Source organism: Streptomyces sp. 13-12-16 (assembly GCF_002114215.1).
GTDB lineage: Bacteria > Actinomycetota > Actinomycetes > Streptomycetales > Streptomycetaceae > Streptomyces.
Map to the genome: position 1 here is coordinate 1 of NZ_NCTE01000175.1, position 15,034 is coordinate 15,034.

13 protein-coding genes are annotated in these 15,034 nt (G+C 72.5%); 6 read left to right on the forward strand and 7 right to left on the reverse strand.

Going from position 1 to position 15,034, the window contains the following annotated elements; translation table 11 throughout:
• A partial coding sequence (locus B7767_RS08240; RefSeq protein ID WP_256923356.1) for a hypothetical protein occupies nucleotides 1–1,558 on the forward strand: 1,558 nt, incomplete at its 5' end.
• A gap of 87 nt (nucleotides 1,559–1,645) precedes the next feature.
• Here B7767_RS08240 and erpA read toward each other — a convergent pair.
• Nucleotides 1,646–2,002, reverse strand: a complete 357-nt coding sequence (erpA, locus tag B7767_RS08245; protein ID WP_073935599.1) for an iron-sulfur cluster insertion protein ErpA — start codon at nucleotides 2,000–2,002, stop codon at nucleotides 1,646–1,648.
• Between the two features lie 298 nt (nucleotides 2,003–2,300).
• On the opposite strand from erpA, the gene nadA reads away from it, so the two are divergent.
• Nucleotides 2,301–3,485, forward strand: coding sequence for a quinolinate synthase NadA (gene nadA, locus B7767_RS08255; RefSeq protein WP_085571592.1), 1,185 nt, complete (start codon nucleotides 2,301–2,303; stop codon nucleotides 3,483–3,485).
• A 73-nt stretch (nucleotides 3,486–3,558) separates the two neighbouring features.
• Here the strand turns inward: nadA and B7767_RS08260 are convergent, their stop codons facing one another.
• From B7767_RS08260 to B7767_RS08280, 5 genes are all read right to left on the reverse strand, one after another.
• Nucleotides 3,559–6,675, reverse strand: coding sequence for an efflux RND transporter permease subunit (locus B7767_RS08260; protein ID WP_085571593.1), 3,117 nt, complete (start codon nucleotides 6,673–6,675; stop codon nucleotides 3,559–3,561).
• A 164-nt stretch (nucleotides 6,676–6,839) separates the two neighbouring features.
• Nucleotides 6,840–7,523 (reverse strand): response regulator transcription factor, encoded by a 684-nt coding sequence (locus B7767_RS08265; RefSeq protein ID WP_085571594.1) that lies wholly within the window; start codon nucleotides 7,521–7,523, stop codon nucleotides 6,840–6,842.
• A 26-nt stretch (nucleotides 7,524–7,549) separates the two neighbouring features.
• Nucleotides 7,550–8,773: a sensor histidine kinase gene (locus tag B7767_RS08270; RefSeq protein WP_085571595.1), complete on the reverse strand. Its 1,224-nt coding sequence runs from the start codon at nucleotides 8,771–8,773 to the stop codon at nucleotides 7,550–7,552.
• A 449-nt stretch (nucleotides 8,774–9,222) separates the two neighbouring features.
• A complete protein-coding gene (locus B7767_RS08275; protein ID WP_085571596.1) occupies nucleotides 9,223–9,507 on the reverse strand; it encodes a hypothetical protein in 285 nt (94 codons plus the stop codon).
• A gap of 20 nt (nucleotides 9,508–9,527) precedes the next feature.
• The gene (locus B7767_RS08280) at nucleotides 9,528–10,313 is read right to left on the reverse strand and encodes a PspA/IM30 family protein (RefSeq protein ID WP_256923357.1); all 786 of its coding nucleotides are present in this window, start codon (nucleotides 10,311–10,313) and stop codon (nucleotides 9,528–9,530) included.
• A gap of 262 nt (nucleotides 10,314–10,575) precedes the next feature.
• On the opposite strand from B7767_RS08280, the gene B7767_RS08285 reads away from it, so the two are divergent.
• The 3 genes from B7767_RS08285 (at nucleotide 10,576) to B7767_RS08295 (ending at nucleotide 12,817) form a co-directional block, all read left to right on the forward strand.
• Complete coding sequence (locus B7767_RS08285) at nucleotides 10,576–11,220, forward strand: DUF3043 domain-containing protein (RefSeq protein ID WP_085571598.1); 645 nt, start codon at nucleotides 10,576–10,578, stop codon at nucleotides 11,218–11,220.
• Nucleotides 11,221–11,282: 62 nt separating this feature from the next.
• Nucleotides 11,283–11,948: a methyltransferase domain-containing protein gene (locus B7767_RS08290; protein WP_085571599.1), complete on the forward strand. Its 666-nt coding sequence runs from the start codon at nucleotides 11,283–11,285 to the stop codon at nucleotides 11,946–11,948.
• Between the two features lie 272 nt (nucleotides 11,949–12,220).
• Complete coding sequence (locus B7767_RS08295) at nucleotides 12,221–12,817, forward strand: hypothetical protein (RefSeq protein WP_107485907.1); 597 nt, start codon at nucleotides 12,221–12,223, stop codon at nucleotides 12,815–12,817.
• Nucleotides 12,818–12,931: 114 nt separating this feature from the next.
• On the opposite strand, the gene cobT is transcribed toward B7767_RS08295, so the two are convergent.
• Entirely contained in the window at nucleotides 12,932–13,990 is a 1,059-nt protein-coding gene (cobT, locus tag B7767_RS08300; RefSeq protein WP_085571600.1) for a nicotinate-nucleotide--dimethylbenzimidazole phosphoribosyltransferase, read from the reverse strand.
• 221 nt (nucleotides 13,991–14,211) lie between these two features.
• On the opposite strand from cobT, the gene B7767_RS08305 reads away from it, so the two are divergent.
• Nucleotides 14,212–15,034 (forward strand): class I SAM-dependent methyltransferase (locus tag B7767_RS08305; protein WP_143652284.1); only part of this gene is annotated, 823 nt, incomplete at its 3' end.

Here is a 15,034-nt window from a genome sequence, read left to right on the forward strand (position 1 = left end):
CGGGAAGGCCCCGGGCGAGGCCGGGGAGGACGAGCCCGGGCCCGGCGCGGACGGGACCGTCGTCGGGGAGCACCGCGCCGGCGGCCCGCCGTCCGGGGAGGGACACGCCGACGAGTCGTCGCCCCGGCGGCGTCCGTCCCTGCTGATCGCCTCCGTCGCCGCCGCCGTGCTGCTGGTCGGGGGCGGCGGGGCCTATCTCGCCTCCGGTGCCTCCGGTGGTTCCGGGGACTCCGGGGGCGGTACGACTCCGGGGGCGAACGGCGACGCCACTCCCCCGCCGCTCGCCCTGGACGGCCCCTCCGAGGGCGCCGCGAGCGGGATCGCCCCCGGTGAGCCCAACCCCTACGGCGTCGTCTACCGCGCCGACGACCCGCTCCCGGAGGGTCCCGGTTCGGCGCCGGTGTACCGCGTCCGGGGGCAGGTCACCGAGGAGCGGGTGGTCACGCTGGCGAAGGCCCTGGGGCTGGAGGGGAAGCCGGTCGCGGAGGGCGGGTCCTGGCGGATCGGCGGCAAGGACGGTTCGGGGCCCACGCTGCGGGTGGACCGGGAGGCTCCCGGCTCCTGGACGTTCAGCCGGAACAACCCGGGCACCGACAACTGCAAGGGCGCGACGTGCTCGGCCCCGTCCACGGGCGGTCCGGTCGTGAGCGAGTCCGTCGCGAAGAAGGCCGCCGCGCCCGTGCTGAAGGCGGTGGGTCAGGACGACGCGAAGCTCGACGCGGGCCAGGTCATGGGCGGCAGGCGCGTGGTGAACGCCGACCCCGAGGTCGGCGGGCTGCCGACCCACGGCTGGACGACCGGCGTGGTCGTCGGCGCCAAGGGCGAGGTGGTCGGCGGCAGCGGCCGGCTCGCGGAGCCGGTGAAGGGGGACACCTACCCCGTGGTGAGCGCCGCCGACGCGCTGAAGCTGCTGAACGCGGCGCCGGGTTCCGGGCAGCGCGCGGAGATCGGCGGCTGCGCCCGTCCCGTACCGCTGGAGGACGGGCAGCGGGAGACGTGCGCTCCGGCGTCGGGTCCGGCCGGGGACACCGTGACGGTCGGTGACGCGGTGTTCGGGCTGGCCTCGCACTCCGTGGACGGGCGGCCGGCGCTCGTGCCGTCCTGGCTGTTCGAGGTACGGCCCCGGGGTGCGGAGGACGCCTTCACGGTGACGTATCCGGCGGTCGACCCCGAGTTCCTCGCCCCGCGGGCGGAATCCGGGTCCGGGGAGGCGAGCCCGCGGCCCACGGGGCCCGGCGACGAGCCGACCGCGGCGCCGTCCGCCCGTGACGTCGACGTCGAGGGCTACACCGCCGAGGGCGACGAGCTGACCGTGACCTTCACGGGCGGCGTGTGCGCCGACTACGAGGCGACGGCGAGCGAGAACGGCGACCGGGTGACGGTGCGGGTGACCGAGACGCCCTGGCCGGACAAGGTGTGCATCCTGATCGCCAAGCAGTACCAGCGGACGGTGCGGCTGGACGCGCCGCTCGGCGACCGCGGGGTCGTGGACGCGGACGGCGAGCCGGTCCCGCTGCGGAAGGACGGTGCCCGGCTGCCGGCACCGCCCACCCGGTAGTTCCGGGAGGAGGAGAACGCGAAGGCGGCGGCCCCCTCGCAGGGGGCCGCCGCCTTCGTCACGTGCCGTCCGGGACGGGGACCCGGCTCAGCTGAAGGAGTCGCCGCAGGCGCAGGAGCCGGTGGCGTTGGGGTTGTCGATCGTGAAGCCCTGCTTCTCGATGGTGTCGACGAAGTCGACGGTGGCGCCGCCCAGGTACGGAGCGCTCATGCGGTCGGTGACGACCTTCACACCGTCGAAGTCCTTCACCACGTCGCCGTCGAGCGAGCGCTCGTCGAAGAAGAGCTGGTAGCGCAGGCCGGAGCAGCCGCCGGGCTGGACGGCGACACGCAGGGCGAGGTCGTCACGGCCTTCCTGGTCGAGCAGGGCCTTGACCTTGGACGCGGCGGCGTCGGTCAGGACGATGCCGTCGGTGACGGTGGTGGTCTCGTCCGATACGGACATCTACATCTCTCCCGGGTTGTACGGAGACTGCTTGCCGACGGTTGCAACCGGCGGGACCGCGGATTCATTCCGGGCCGGGCGCGTGACTTCCTCGCCTCCCTCTTCATGCTCGCACACGCCGTACGAAGCGGAAACCGGCCCTTGTGGGCCCTTCCGGCAGTGCGTCGGCGCCCATAGGGATTCCCGTCACATGGACGCTATGGCCCGTCGTCAAAGTGACGTGAACCGGTTATGATAGATAGCGTCATTTCGACGAGAAGTCGGACGAGAAGTCGCCAGAACAGAAAGGGTGCGTGTCGTGACCACCGCCCAGACCCAGGAGCTCGACGTACAGCCGACGCCCCTCGCCCTGCTGCTGCTCGGCCGTGAGGCCGACCCGAGGAGCGAGCGCGGCGTGGAGTGTCCCGGTGACCTCCCCTCGCCGTCCGACCCGGACCTGGTGGAGCGCGCCCGCGCCGCCAAGGAGAAGCTCGGGGACAAGGTCTTCGTGCTCGGCCACCACTACCAGCGCGACGAGGTCATCCAGTTCGCCGACGTCACGGGCGACTCCTTCAAGCTGGCCCGCGACGCCGCCGCCCGCCCGCAGGCCGAGTACATCGTCTTCTGCGGTGTGCACTTCATGGCCGAGTCGGCGGACATCCTCACCGGCGACGACCAGAAGGTGGTCCTGCCCGACCTCGCGGCCGGCTGCTCCATGGCCGACATGGCCACCGCCGAGCAGGTCGCCGAGTGCTGGGACGTGCTGACCGAGGCCGGGATAGCCGAGCAGGTCGTCCCCGTCTCGTACATGAACTCCTCCGCCGACATCAAGGCCTTCACGGGCAAGCACGGCGGCACCATCTGCACCTCCTCCAACGCCAGGCGGGCCCTGGACTGGGCCTTCGAGCAGGGCGAGAAGGTCCTCTTCCTGCCCGACCAGCACCTGGGCCGCAACACGGCGGTGCGGGACATGGGGATGTCCCTGGAGGACTGCGTCGTCTACAACCCGCACAAGCCGAACGGCGGGCTGACGGCGGACGAGCTGCGCGCCGCGAAGATGATCCTGTGGCGCGGCCACTGCTCGGTGCACGGCCGGTTCAGCCTGGACTCGGTCGACGACGTGCGCGAGCGCATCCCCGGCGTGAACGTCCTGGTGCACCCGGAGTGCAGGCACGAGGTCGTGGCCGCCGCGGACTACGTCGGCTCGACGGAGTACATCATCAAGACGCTGGAGGCGGCCCCGGCCGGTTCCAAGTGGGCCATCGGCACCGAGCTGAACCTGGTCCGCCGCCTGGCGAACCGTTTCGCGTCCGAGGGCAAGGAGATCGTCTTCCTCGACAAGACGGTCTGCTTCTGCTCGACCATGAACCGCATCGACCTCCCCCACCTGGTCTGGGCCCTGGAGTCCCTCGCCGAGGGCAACCTGGTCAACCGCATCGAGGTGGACAAGGAGACGGAGGCGTTCGCGAAGCTGGCGCTGGAGCGGATGCTGGCGCTGCCGTAGGGCCGCGTGCGAAGGGGCGCCCCGCGGATCCCACGGGGCGCCCCTTCGTCGTACGGAGTCGTACGGACGGACGTCAGACCTGGACCGGCTTCGGCTCCTGGGGAGCCTCCCCCTGTTCGGGGAGACCCTTCTTCGCCGCCCGCTTCTTCGCGCGCCGCTCCTTGCGGAGCTCCAGCATCGCGTAGAGCGTCGGGACCAGCAGCAGGGTGAGCAGGGTCGACGTGATCAGGCCGCCGATCACCACGACCGCCAGCGGCTGGGCGATGAAACCGCCCTCGCCGGTGACGCCCAGCGCCATCGGGAGCAGGGCGAAGACGGTCGCCAGGGCCGTCATCAGGATCGGCCGCAGACGGTGGCGGCCACCCTCCAGCACGGCCTCGACGACGCCGTAGCCCTGCTTGCGGTACTGGTTGATCAGGTCGATCAGCACGATCGCGTTGGTGACCACGATGCCGATCAGCATCAGCATGCCGATCATCGCCGGGACCCCCATCGGGGTGCCGGTGACCAGCAGCAGGCCGATGGCGCCGGTCGCCGCGAACGGGATGGAGACCAGCAGGATCAGCGGCTGGGCGAGCGACCGGAAGGTGCCGACCAGCAGCATGAAGACGATCGCGATCGCGGCCAGCATCGCCAGGCCCAGGTTGAGGAACGCCTCGTCCTGGTCCTCGGTCACGCCGCCGATCTCCGCCGTCGCGCCCGCGGGCAGCTTCAGTCCGTCGATCTTCTTCTGGAGGTCCACGCCCACCGCGCCGGTGTTGTCACCGGTGGGCTTCGCGGTGACGGTGGCCGAGCGCTGACCGTCGATCCGGGTCATGGAGACGGGGCCGTCCACCACCTCGACGGTGGCGATGTCGCCCAGCTTCACCGGGCCCAGGCGCAGGTTCTTCAGCTCGTCCACGGTGGTGGCCGGCTTCGCCGAACGGATGACGACGTCGCGCTCGGTGTCGTCCAGGACCGCCTTGGCGGCCGGGGTGCCGCGCACCGACTGGGCGACGGCCCCGCCGAGGGTCTGGTCGTTGAAACCGGCCTCGGCGGCCTTGTCGTTGGCCTTCACCGAGATGCGGGGCACGCTCTGCGCCAGGTCGCTGGTGACGTCCGTGACGTCGTCCAGGGAGGCCACCGCGTCGCGGACCTGGTCCGCCGCCTTGCGCAGCGCCTGCGCGTCGGCCGCCTGGACGACGACGCTCAGGTCCTGGCTGCCGAAGCCGTCACCGGCCGCGATGGTGGTGGTGCCGATGCCGTCGAGCCCGTCGAGGCCCTTCTCCAGGCTGTCCGTCACGTCCTCGGAGGACGCGTCGTCCTCCAGCATCACCTGGTACGTCGCCTGGTTGGTGTCGGTACCGCCGCCGAAGGCCGCCATCCAGCCGGACGAGCCGATGGTCACCTGGTGGTCCTTGACGCCCTCGGTGCCGGCGAGCAGCTTCTCGACCTTCTTGGCCTGGGCGTCGGTCGCGGCCAGGCTGGTGCCGGGCTTCAGCTCCTGCCGGACGGTGAGGACCTGCTGCTCGCCCGCGTCGAAGAAGTTGGTCTTCAGCAGCGGCGCCATGGCGAAGGTGGCGATCAGCACGACCACGGCGATGGCCAGGCTGGCCAGCCGGCGCCGGGTGGCGAACCGCAGCACGGTCACGTAGCCGCGCTGGAGACGGCTCCTGGCCTCCTTCTCCTCGGCGATCCTGCGCGCCTCCTCGGCGTCCTCCGGGGTGCCCTTCGGGGGCCGCAGGAACCAGTACGACAGCACCGGGACGACCGTCAGCGACACCAGCAGGGACGCCAGCAGCGCGGCGGTGACGGTGAGGCTGAAGGAGCCGAACAGCTCGCCCACCATGCCGCCGACCAGGCCGATCGGCAGGAACACGGCGACCGTGGTGAGCGTGGCGGAGGTGACCGCGCCGGCCACCTCGCGCACCGCGTTCATGATCGCCGACTGGCGCTCCTCGCCGTAGCCGAGGTGCCGCTTGATGTTCTCCAGGACGACGATGGAGTCGTCCACGACCCGGCCGATGGCGATGGTCAGCGCGCCCAGCGTCAGCATGTTCAGCGACAGGTCGCGCGTCCACAGCACGATCAGGGCGAGCACCACGGACAGCGGGATGGAGACCGCCGTGACGAGGGTCGAGCGGACCGACGCCAGGAAGACCAGGATCACCAGGACGGCGAAGAGCAGACCGAGCGCGCCCTCGGTGGTCAGGCCCTCGATGGCCTTGGCCACGGCCGGGCCCTGGTCGCTGACGACGGTCAGGGTGGCGCCGTCGCCCAGGTCCTCGCGCAGCTCGGGAAGCTTGTCCTGGACGGCGTCGGAGATGGCGACGGCGCTGCCGTCGTGGTCCATCGTCGCCATGACGGCGAGGCTGGGCCTGCCGTTGGTGCGGGTGAGGGAGTCGGCCCTGGCCTCCTCCTCCGTCACGGTGGCGACGTCACCGAGGCGGACCGGCTTGCCCTTGCCGGGCTCGCCGGTGACCATCAGGTCCTCGATCTGCTTCAGCGAGGTGAAACCGCCGCCGACCTGGACGGTGCGGTTGGCGCCGCCCTCGTCGAAGGAGCCCGCCGGGACGGTCGCCCCGCCGGCCTGGAGGGCCGTCGACAGCGACTGCGAGGTGAGACCGGCCTTCGCCAGCTTCGCCTCGTCGGGGGTGACGGTGACCTGGACGTCGCGCACTCCCTCCACCGAGACCTGGCCGACGCCGTCGATGCCCTCCAGCGCGGGCACGACGGTCCGGTCCAGCTCGTCGGCGAGCGCCTGCTGGTCCTTGTCGGAGGTGACCGCGAGCACCACGGTCGGGATGTCGTCGGTGGAACCGGCGACGACCTGCGGGTCGACGTCGTCCGGGAGGCGTGCGCCGGCCCGGTTGACGGCCTGCTGGACGTCGGCGACGAGCTGCTGGGTGTCGTTGCCGTAGTCGAAGGACGCCATGATCACGGCGTTGCCCTCGCTCGCCGTCGAGGTGACGCCGGAGATGCCGTCGACGGCCTCCAGGCCGTCCTCGATGGGTTCGACGACCTGCTTCTCGACCACGTCCGGGGAGGCGCCCTGGTACGGGGCGATCACGGACACCATGGGCAGTTCGATGGTCGGCAGCAGCTGCTGTTTGAGCTGGGGTATCGCGATCGCCCCGAAGACGAGCGCGATGATCGACATCAGTCCGATCAGCGCCCGTTGCGCGAGGCTGAATCTGGACAGCCAGGACATGGTCAGGGTCTCTTTTCCGTGGAGCGGCAGAAGTCCGGCAAGCGGGCGCGAGCACGAGTGGGCGCCCGCTCTACACCCTGAGCCATCGACGGGGGCCGATCCGTAGCCCCGAGGTCCCATCCCTTATGCCGCGCATACTCCCGCCGCAGTACGCCCCGCGGAGCTCACTCCACCCTTGGACGGACCAGCCCCGACTCGTAGGCGGTGACCACCAGCTGGGCCCGGTCGCGGGCGCCCAGCTTGGCCATGGCCCGGTTGACGTGGGTCTTCACGGTGAGCGGGCTGACCTCCAGGCGTTCGGCGATCTCGTCGTTGGAGTGGCCGCCGGCGACCTGGACCAGCACCTCGCGCTCGCGCACGGTGAGCGAGCCGAGCCGCTCGGCGCGGGCCGGGTCGTGGTCGGCCTCGGACGTGCCCTCCTGGGCGAGGAAACGGGCGATCAGACCCTTGGTGGCCACCGGGGACAGCAGGGCCTCCCCCCCGGCGGCGATCCGGATGGCGTTCAGCATCTCGTCCGGTTCGGAGCCCTTGCCGAGGAAGCCGGAGGCGCCGGCCCGCAGCGACTGCACCACGTAGTCGTCGACCTCGAAGGTCGTCAGGATCACCACCCGGACCCCGGCGAGCTCCGGGTCCGCGCTGATCATGCGGGTGGCGGCGAGTCCGTCGGTGCCGGGCATCCGGATGTCCATGAGGACGACGTCCGCGCGCTGCTCCCGGGCCAGCCGGACCGCCTCCGCGCCGTCGGACGCCTCCCCCACCACCTCCATGTCCGGCTCGGAGTCGACGAGCACCCGGAAGGCGCTGCGCAGCAGGGCCTGGTCGTCGGCGAGCAGGACACGGATCGTCATACGGGCTCCAGCGGGGTGATCGGTGGTCACGGGCCGCTGTCCTGAGCGGCGGACGTACGGGTCTTGACGGGCAGGATCGCATGGACGCGGAAACCGCCGCCGTAGCGGGGGCCGGTGGTGAGGGTGCCGCGCAGCGCGGTGACGCGTTCGCGCATGCCGAGCAGTCCGTGCCCGCCGCCGGGGGTGTGGTCCAGGTCCTCGCCGGTGCCGTCGTCGAGGACGGTGATCTCGATGTGGGATCCGACGCGTACGACGCTGACCTCGGCCCGCGCGTCGGTGCCGGCGTGCTTCTGCACGTTGGTCAGGGCCTCCTGGATGATCCTGTACGCGGCCAGGTCGACGGCGGCGGGGAGGTCGGCGCCCTCGTCGCCCCGGGCCACCTCGACGCGCAGTCCGGCGCTGCGGAAGGTGCCGGTGAGTTCGTCGAGGCGGTCCAGTCCCGGCGCGGGTTCGGTGGGGGCCTCCGGGTCGCCGGACTGGCGCAGCAGGCCGACGGTGGCCCGCAGTTCGCCGAGCGCGGAGCGGCTGGCCTCGCGGACGTGGGCGAGGGCCTCCTTTGCCTGGTCGGGCCGCTTGTCCATGACGTGGGCGGCGACCCCGGCCTGGACGTTGACCAGGGCGATGTGGTGGGCGACCACGTCGTGCAGGTCGCGGGCGATGCGCAGGCGCTCCTCGGCGACGCGGCGGCGGGCCTCCTCCTCGCGGGTGCGCTCGGCCCGTTCGGCGCGTTCCCGGATGGCCTGGACGAAGGCGCGGCGGCTGCGGACCGCGTCCCCGGCGGTGGCGCCGATGCCGGTCCAGGCGAAGATCGCCAGGTTCTCCTGGGCGTACCAGGGCAGGGGGCCGACCGCCATCGCGGCTCCGGTGAGGACGGTCATGGTGAGCAGGCCGATCCGCCAGGTGGTGGGGCGGTCGGTGGTGGAGGCGACGGTGTAGAGCGCGATCACGGCGCACATGGCGACGGGGGTGCGGGGGTCGCCGGTGACGGACTCCACGACGGAGAAGCCGCCGGCGAGGGCGAGGACCGTACGGGGGGCGCGGCGGCGGAAGACCAGCGCCGCGGCGCCGAGGGTCATGAGGACGAGGCTGAGCGGGTCGGGGGTGCGCAGGCCCCATTTGGCGCCCTCGGGGCCGTGGGGGTGGACGAAGGAGCCGGCGACCATGCATATGAGGACGCCTGCGGCGAGGGCTGCGTCCAGTGCGAAGGGGTGTGCCTGTGCTCGGCACCGGGCGCGGGTCAGGGTACTCACGGCTGTCCACGGTAGCCGGGGTGGGCGTCGGTGCGGAGGCGTGCCGCCCCCAGTGCCTCAAGGGCCTGGGGTACCCCTGGGGCGGCCCGGGTGGTTGCCCGGCCCGGGTGGAGTTGAGCGGCCCGGCGCCTACAGGGTGCCTCCCCCACTCTCGGCTTCTCCCCCCACTCTCGGCTTCTCCCCCCACTCTCGGCTTCTCCCCCCACTCTCGGCTTCTCCCCCCACTCTCGGCTTCTCCCCCCACTCTCGGCTTCGCTCGAGCGGGGGGACCCCCATGAGCGGGGGACCCCCATGAGCGGGGGACCCCCACCGCCCACCCGTGCCGCCCTGGGGGCACCTCCCAGGCCCTTGAGGCACTGGGGGAGGCACGACTGCCCGCAGTTACGCGAGGCCGCTACCCACAGTCACGCGGGGCCGCTGACCGCAGCTGCGCGGGTGGCTGTTCGCAGTCATGGGGTGCCCGGGATCAGGCCGTCGTCGCTCAGGAGGTCCTGGACCTCCTCGAGGGTCGCGTCGGGAGACGGGAGGATCAGGTCGGAGGGCTCCAGGGAGTCGTCCGGCAGGGGCTCGCCGAGTTCGTGGACCTTGGCCAGCAGCGCCTTCAAGGTGGCGCGGAAGCCCGGCCCGTCGCCCTTCTCCATCTCGGCGAGCAGTTCCTCGTCCAGCTCGTCCAGCTCGGCGAGCCGGCCCTCGGCCAGCGTCACCTGCCCCTCCCCCATGATCCGTACGATCATGTCGCCCTCCTCGGCGTGGGCTACTGCTTGTCGAAGCGCGGGGTGTCCTGCGGCTGCTGCTGACCCTGCTGCTGACCGTTGCCGCCCTCGATGGCCTGCTGGCCACCGGACGATCCGCCGGCCAGCTCGGCCTTCATGCGCTGCAGTTCCAGCTCTACGTCCGTACCACCGGAGAGCCGGTCCAGCTCGGCCTGGATGTCGTCCTTGTGCATGCCGGACTGGTCGTCGAGGGCGCCGGAGGCGAGCAGTTCGTCGATCGCGCCGGCCCGCGCCTGGAGCTGGGCGGTCTTGTCCTCGGCCCGCTGGATCGCCATGCCGACGTCGCCCATCTCCTCGGAGATGCCGGAGAAGGCCTCGCCGATCCGGGTCTGCGCCTGGGCGGCGGTGTACGTGGCCTTGATGGTCTCCTTCTTGGTGCGGAAGGCGTCCACCTTGGCCTGGAGGCGCTGGGCGGCGAGGGTGAGCTTCTCCTCCTCGCCCTGCAGCGTGGCGTGCTGCGTCTCCAGGTCCGTCACCTGCTGCTGGAGCGCGGCGCGGCGGGAGAGGGCCTCACGGGCCAGGTCCTCGCGGCCGAGCGCGAGCGCCTTGCGGCCCTGGTCCTCCAGCTTGCCCGACTGGGACTGGAGCTGGTTGAGCTGGAGCTCCAGTCGCTTGCGCGAGGTGGCCACGTCGGCGACACCGCGGCGGACCTTCTGGAGCAGCTCCAGCTGCTTCTGGTACGAGTAATCGAGGGTTTCGCGCGGGTCCTCGGCCCGGTCAAGGGCCTTGTTCGCCTTCGCGCGGAAGATCATCCCCATACGCTTCATGACACCGCTCATGGGCTTCGCGCGCCCCCTTCTGACCGACTCCAGCTCCAGCACCTGCGACAGAACCCACAGTACGGGCCCTACATCCATTACCGCACTGTTCGGGGACGGATGCGCTCATCCCCAAGGACGACTGAGTACCCTCCCGATCCGGCGTAGGGAGTAGGTGGTCCCCGGGGCCGGCCGGCCGGACCACCCGGAGGCCCGCACAACGTCCCCCTCTGTCCTTTTGGAGACGTCCGGTGTTGCCGGATCGTTCCCCATGGGGCTGGGGTCCAACCCCGGGCACCCCGTACCCTTGGGTTTTGTGTTCCGTAGCCGCGCCAAGGAAGAGAAGGCATCGGTCGCCGACAAGGCGACGGTGACCGACTCCAAGCAGACCCGTCACCCGGAGGCCCCGAAGGGCCGCCCCACGCCCAAGCGGAGCGTGGCCCAGTCGCAGCGTCGCAGCGTCGCCAATACGACGATGACGCGCAAGGAGGCCGCCAAGCGGCAGCGTGAGGAGCGCCGTGCCGCGATGGAGCGTCAGCGCCAGGCGCTGGCCAGCGGCGACGAGCGCTATCTGCCCGCCCGCGACAAGGGGCCGGTGCGCCGGTTCGCTCGTGACTTCGTGGACTCGCGGTTCAACATCGCGGAGTACTTCCTGCCGATGGCCGTGGTCATCCTGGTGCTGAGCATGATCCAGGTGCCGCAGCTGCAGAACGCCGCGCTGCTGCTGTGGCTCGTGGTGATCGTGATGATCGTCCTCGACTCGATCGTGACCGGGTTCCGGCTGAAGAAGCGGCTGGCGGAGCGCTTCCCCGACGACCGCCGGCGCGGCGCGGTGGCCTACGCGCTGATGCGCTCGCTCCAGATGCGTCGGCTGCGGCTGCCCAAGCCCCAGGTCAAGCGCGGGGAGCGGCCCTGAGTGCCACGCTCAGCGGGCTCAGTGGACTCACCGGGCTGCGTGACGTCGTCCGGCAGGAGCTGGTGGCCCGCCAGCTGGAGGAACAGATAGCGGGGCGCTTCGCGGTCGGACGACGGCTGCGGGTGCTCGACGTCGGCATGGGCCGGGGCGCGCAGGCGCTCCGGCTCGCCCGGGCCGGCCACCAGGTGACCGGCGTCGAACAGGACGCGGCGATGATCGCCGCCGCGCGGGAGGCCCTCGCCGGGGAACCGGAGGGCATCCGGGAGCGGATGCGGATCGTCGAGGGCGCCGCCGGGGAGACCGGTGTGCACTTCCTGCCGGGCAGCTTCGACGTGGTGCTCTGTCATGGCGTACTCATGTCCGTCGAGGAGCCGGACGCGCTGCTGGCGGCGCTGGCCCGGATGCTGGCACCCGGCGGAATGCTGTCCCTGCTGGTGCGCAACGGCGACGCGCCGGCGATGCGGGCGGGCCTGTGCGGCGACTGGGCGGGGGCGCTGGCGGCCTTCGACACGGAGTCGTACCGGCTGAAGCGGCTGACGTCGACGCTCGCGGGGATCGGGGCACCGCTGCACACCTGGTACGGCGTGCGGGTCTTCACGGACACGGCGGCGGACGACGCGGTTCCGGACGACCTGGACGCCCTGCTCGCCCTCGAGGACCGGGCCGGCCGTACGGACCCGTACCGCGGGGTGGCGGCGCTGCTGCACCTGTGCGGGGTGCGGGGCTGAGACCTCGGCCCCGGACGGCTGAGGAGCCGGGGTGACGCAGGCAGGAACCCGACCCCCGTCCCTGAGGGCTGCGCTCCGGCCCCCCTTCGCGCCCACGCGGCGGAGCCGCGTGCCGACACGGCCCCCGCCCCCTTCCGGGGGTCGGCGCGGTCCTCATCGGGTACCGCCGGCCCAGCGGATGAGCCGGACCGGCCGCGAGTGGACGCCGGCCGTGCCCGCGTTGTCGGTGGCGGCCCATAAGGTGCGTCCGACATCTCGTAGGAGGAACCACCATGGGATTCTCGGGGCACCTGGTCTTCGCCCGCAGCGACCGCCCTCTGCTGGAAGCTCCCGTGTTCGACGACATCGACGAAGAGCTGAAGGCCGCCGTGGGCACCTGGGAGTCAAGGCCGGGCGGCTGGCAGACGCTCCGGTTCGATTCCGGGACATGGGACGACGCGGACCTGCCCGCCCTGGTCGAGTGGAGCGGCGCACCGGCCTGTGCCGCCGACGTCTCCGACAGTTCCCTCGCCCTCGTGACCGGGCTGGACACCACCGGACGGCGTTGGCAGGCATGGCTCAACCCGGACATCGCCGCCGGGCTCCTGGTCGAGGAGCCCGAGGACATCGACGATCAGCTCCTGTGGCTGGACACACCGGAGTTCCACGACGCCGTCGGAGACAAGCGCGCGGAACTCGACGCGGAGATACCCACCGACGCCGAGGGCGCCGTCGCCTGGGCCGCGGCCGCCGGCGTCCCGGTCCCGCCGCGGACGGCCGGGATCGAAGAGCTGCTCCGTTCCCACGAGACCTTCGTGGAGGACCTCTTCGGCACGCTGCTCGACGAGCTGGGTTTCCCCCGGGCCACCCAGCCCTCACCCGAACCGTAGGCGACGGCGCCTCGGGGGCGCGGGGCCGGGTGGGCGCGAACCGTCACCCGCCCACCCGCACGTCCGGGGCCGAAGGAGCGGCGGGGGCGGGGAAGAGCGCGGACCCCCGCCCCGTCACTCCGGCTTCGCCGGAGTCTCCGGCAGTTCCGCCGCCAGGGCCGCCGCCGCCTGGACCAGGGGCAGTGCCAGCAGACCGCCCACGCCCTCCCCGACCGTGACGCCGTGCGACAGCACCGGGTCCAGCGCCATCCGGTCCAGCGCCTTCGCCTGTCCCGGCTCGCCGCTGTCGTGCGCCGCGAGCCACCAGTCCGGTGCCCGGAACGCCACCCGCTGCGCCACCAGCGCACACGCCGCCGTCACCACGCCGTCCAGCACGACCGGCAGCTTCCGCACCGCCGCCTGCAGCAGGAACCCCGTCATCGCGGTCAGATCGGCCCCGCCGACGGTCCCCAGCAACTTCAACTGATCACCCAGCACCGGCCGAGCCCGCCGCAACGCGTCCCGGATCGCCGCGCACTTGCGCATCCACGCCAGGTCGTCGATCGCCAGCCCCCCGCGCCCGGTCACCACCGAGGCGTCCGTCCCGCACAGCGCCGCCACCAGCACGCCCGCCACCGTGGTCCCGCCCACGCTCACATCGCCGAGCACCACCAGATCCGTACCGGAGTCGGCCTCCTCGTCGGCCACGGCCATCCCCGCGCGGAAGGCCGCCTCCGTCTCCTCCAGGGTCAGCGCGTCCTCGATGTCGACGCGCCCGCTGCCCCGCCGCACCCGGTGGCGTACGACGTCCTCGGGCAGCGATTCCGGGTCGCAGTCCAGGGACATGTCGACCACCCGCACCGGCACGCCCTGCCGCCGGGCGAGCACGGACACCGGACGGCCGCCCTCCAGCACCTCCCGCACCAGTTCCACGGCGCTGCCCGCGGCCCGCGCGGAGACACCCAGCCCGGCGATCCCGTGATCGCCGGCGAACAGCACGACCCGCGGCCGTTCGATCGGCCGCACCGGCACCGCGGACTGCGCCGCCGCCAGCCACTCACCCAGGTCGTCCAGGCGGCCCAGCGACCCGGGCGGCACGATCTGACGCTCCCGGCGCGCCTCCGCGTCACGGCGCACCCCGCCGTCCGGACGCTCGATCAGATCGGTGAAGTCGTCGAGATTAAGCGAGCTCATTCGCCGAACAGTACCGGCCCCCGTCGAACCCGACGGTCCACCGGTCGGCCTCGCGTACGGAGCCTCACCCCCACCACGCCGCCCCGGCGCCGTTCCACCCCGTGACGCCCTCCCATCCGTAACGTTTTGCCGTGGATTGCCGGACATCCGTCCGTCCGTCCCACCCGTCCCCGTACGTCGCGCCGACCGCGTGCCGTACGCCCTCACGCCGGGAGCCGCCCATGTCCGCAACCGACCCCGCCCGCGCGACCCCCGCCTCCCACGGCTCCGCCCGGGTGCACGAGCCGCGCCGCGGGGACTGCCCCTGGTGCGGCTCCGCACGGCTGCGCAACCGGCTGAGAACGGGCGATCTGCGCCGGCACCGGCCGGGCCTGTTCACCGTCGACGAGTGCCGGGACTGCGGCCACACCTTCCAGAACCCCCGCCTCACCGCCGAGGGCCTCGCCTTCTACCGGCGGACCGTGCGCGGAGCCCCCCGCGACCCCGCCACCGAACGCGTCCTCGCCCTGCACGCCGTCCGGCGCCGCCACCGGGGCGCGGCACGCGCGATGCTCCCCTTCGGCGAACCGGAGAGCTGGCTCGACGTCGGCACCGGACTCGCCCGTTTCCCGCTGACCGCGCGGGAGTTCTTCCCGTACACCGCCTTCGACGGCACCGACCTGACCGCGCGCGTCGAGAGGGCCCGTACGCTCGGCCGCGTCGAGGAGGCCCACATCGGGCCGCTGACCGACCCGCGGGTCCTGGCCCGGCTGGCCGGCCGCTACGACGTCGTCAGCCTGCTGCACCACCTGGAACACACCACCGACCCCCGCGCGGAGCTCCACGCCGCCCTCGACGCCCTGCGCCCCGGCGGGCACCTGCTCATCGAGACCCTGGACCCGCGCTGCGCCTTCGCCGCCCTGTTCGGCCGCTGGTGGCTGCCCTACGACCAGCCCCGCCGACCGCACCTGCTGCCCCAGCGCAACCTCCGCGCGGAGCTCGAGGGGCGCGGCTGCGCCATCGTCACCGCCGGGCACCGCGCCGCGCACGTACCGCACGACCTGG

What these genes read in the sequence shown, in the direction of transcription:
- erpA (WP_073935599.1), bottom strand. Translation starts at nt 2,002, where the DNA reads ATGTCCGTATCGGACGAGACCACCACCGTCACCGACGGCATCGTCCTG.
- B7767_RS08265 (WP_085571594.1), bottom strand. Translation starts at nt 7,523, where the DNA reads ATGACGATCCGTGTCCTGCTCGCCGACGACCAGGCCCTGCTGCGCAGC.
- B7767_RS08275 (WP_085571596.1), bottom strand. Translation starts at nt 9,507, where the DNA reads ATGATCGTACGGATCATGGGGGAGGGGCAGGTGACGCTGGCCGAGGGC.
- B7767_RS08285 (WP_085571598.1), top strand. Translation starts at nt 10,576, where the DNA reads ATGGGGCTGGGGTCCAACCCCGGGCACCCCGTACCCTTGGGTTTTGTG.
- B7767_RS08260 (WP_085571593.1), bottom strand. Translation starts at nt 6,675, where the DNA reads ATGTCCTGGCTGTCCAGATTCAGCCTCGCGCAACGGGCGCTGATCGGA.
- cobT (WP_085571600.1), bottom strand. Translation starts at nt 13,990, where the DNA reads ATGAGCTCGCTTAATCTCGACGACTTCACCGATCTGATCGAGCGTCCG.
- B7767_RS08295 (WP_107485907.1), top strand. Translation starts at nt 12,221, where the DNA reads ATGGGATTCTCGGGGCACCTGGTCTTCGCCCGCAGCGACCGCCCTCTG.
- B7767_RS08280 (WP_256923357.1), bottom strand. Translation starts at nt 10,313, where the DNA reads ATGAAGCGTATGGGGATGATCTTCCGCGCGAAGGCGAACAAGGCCCTT.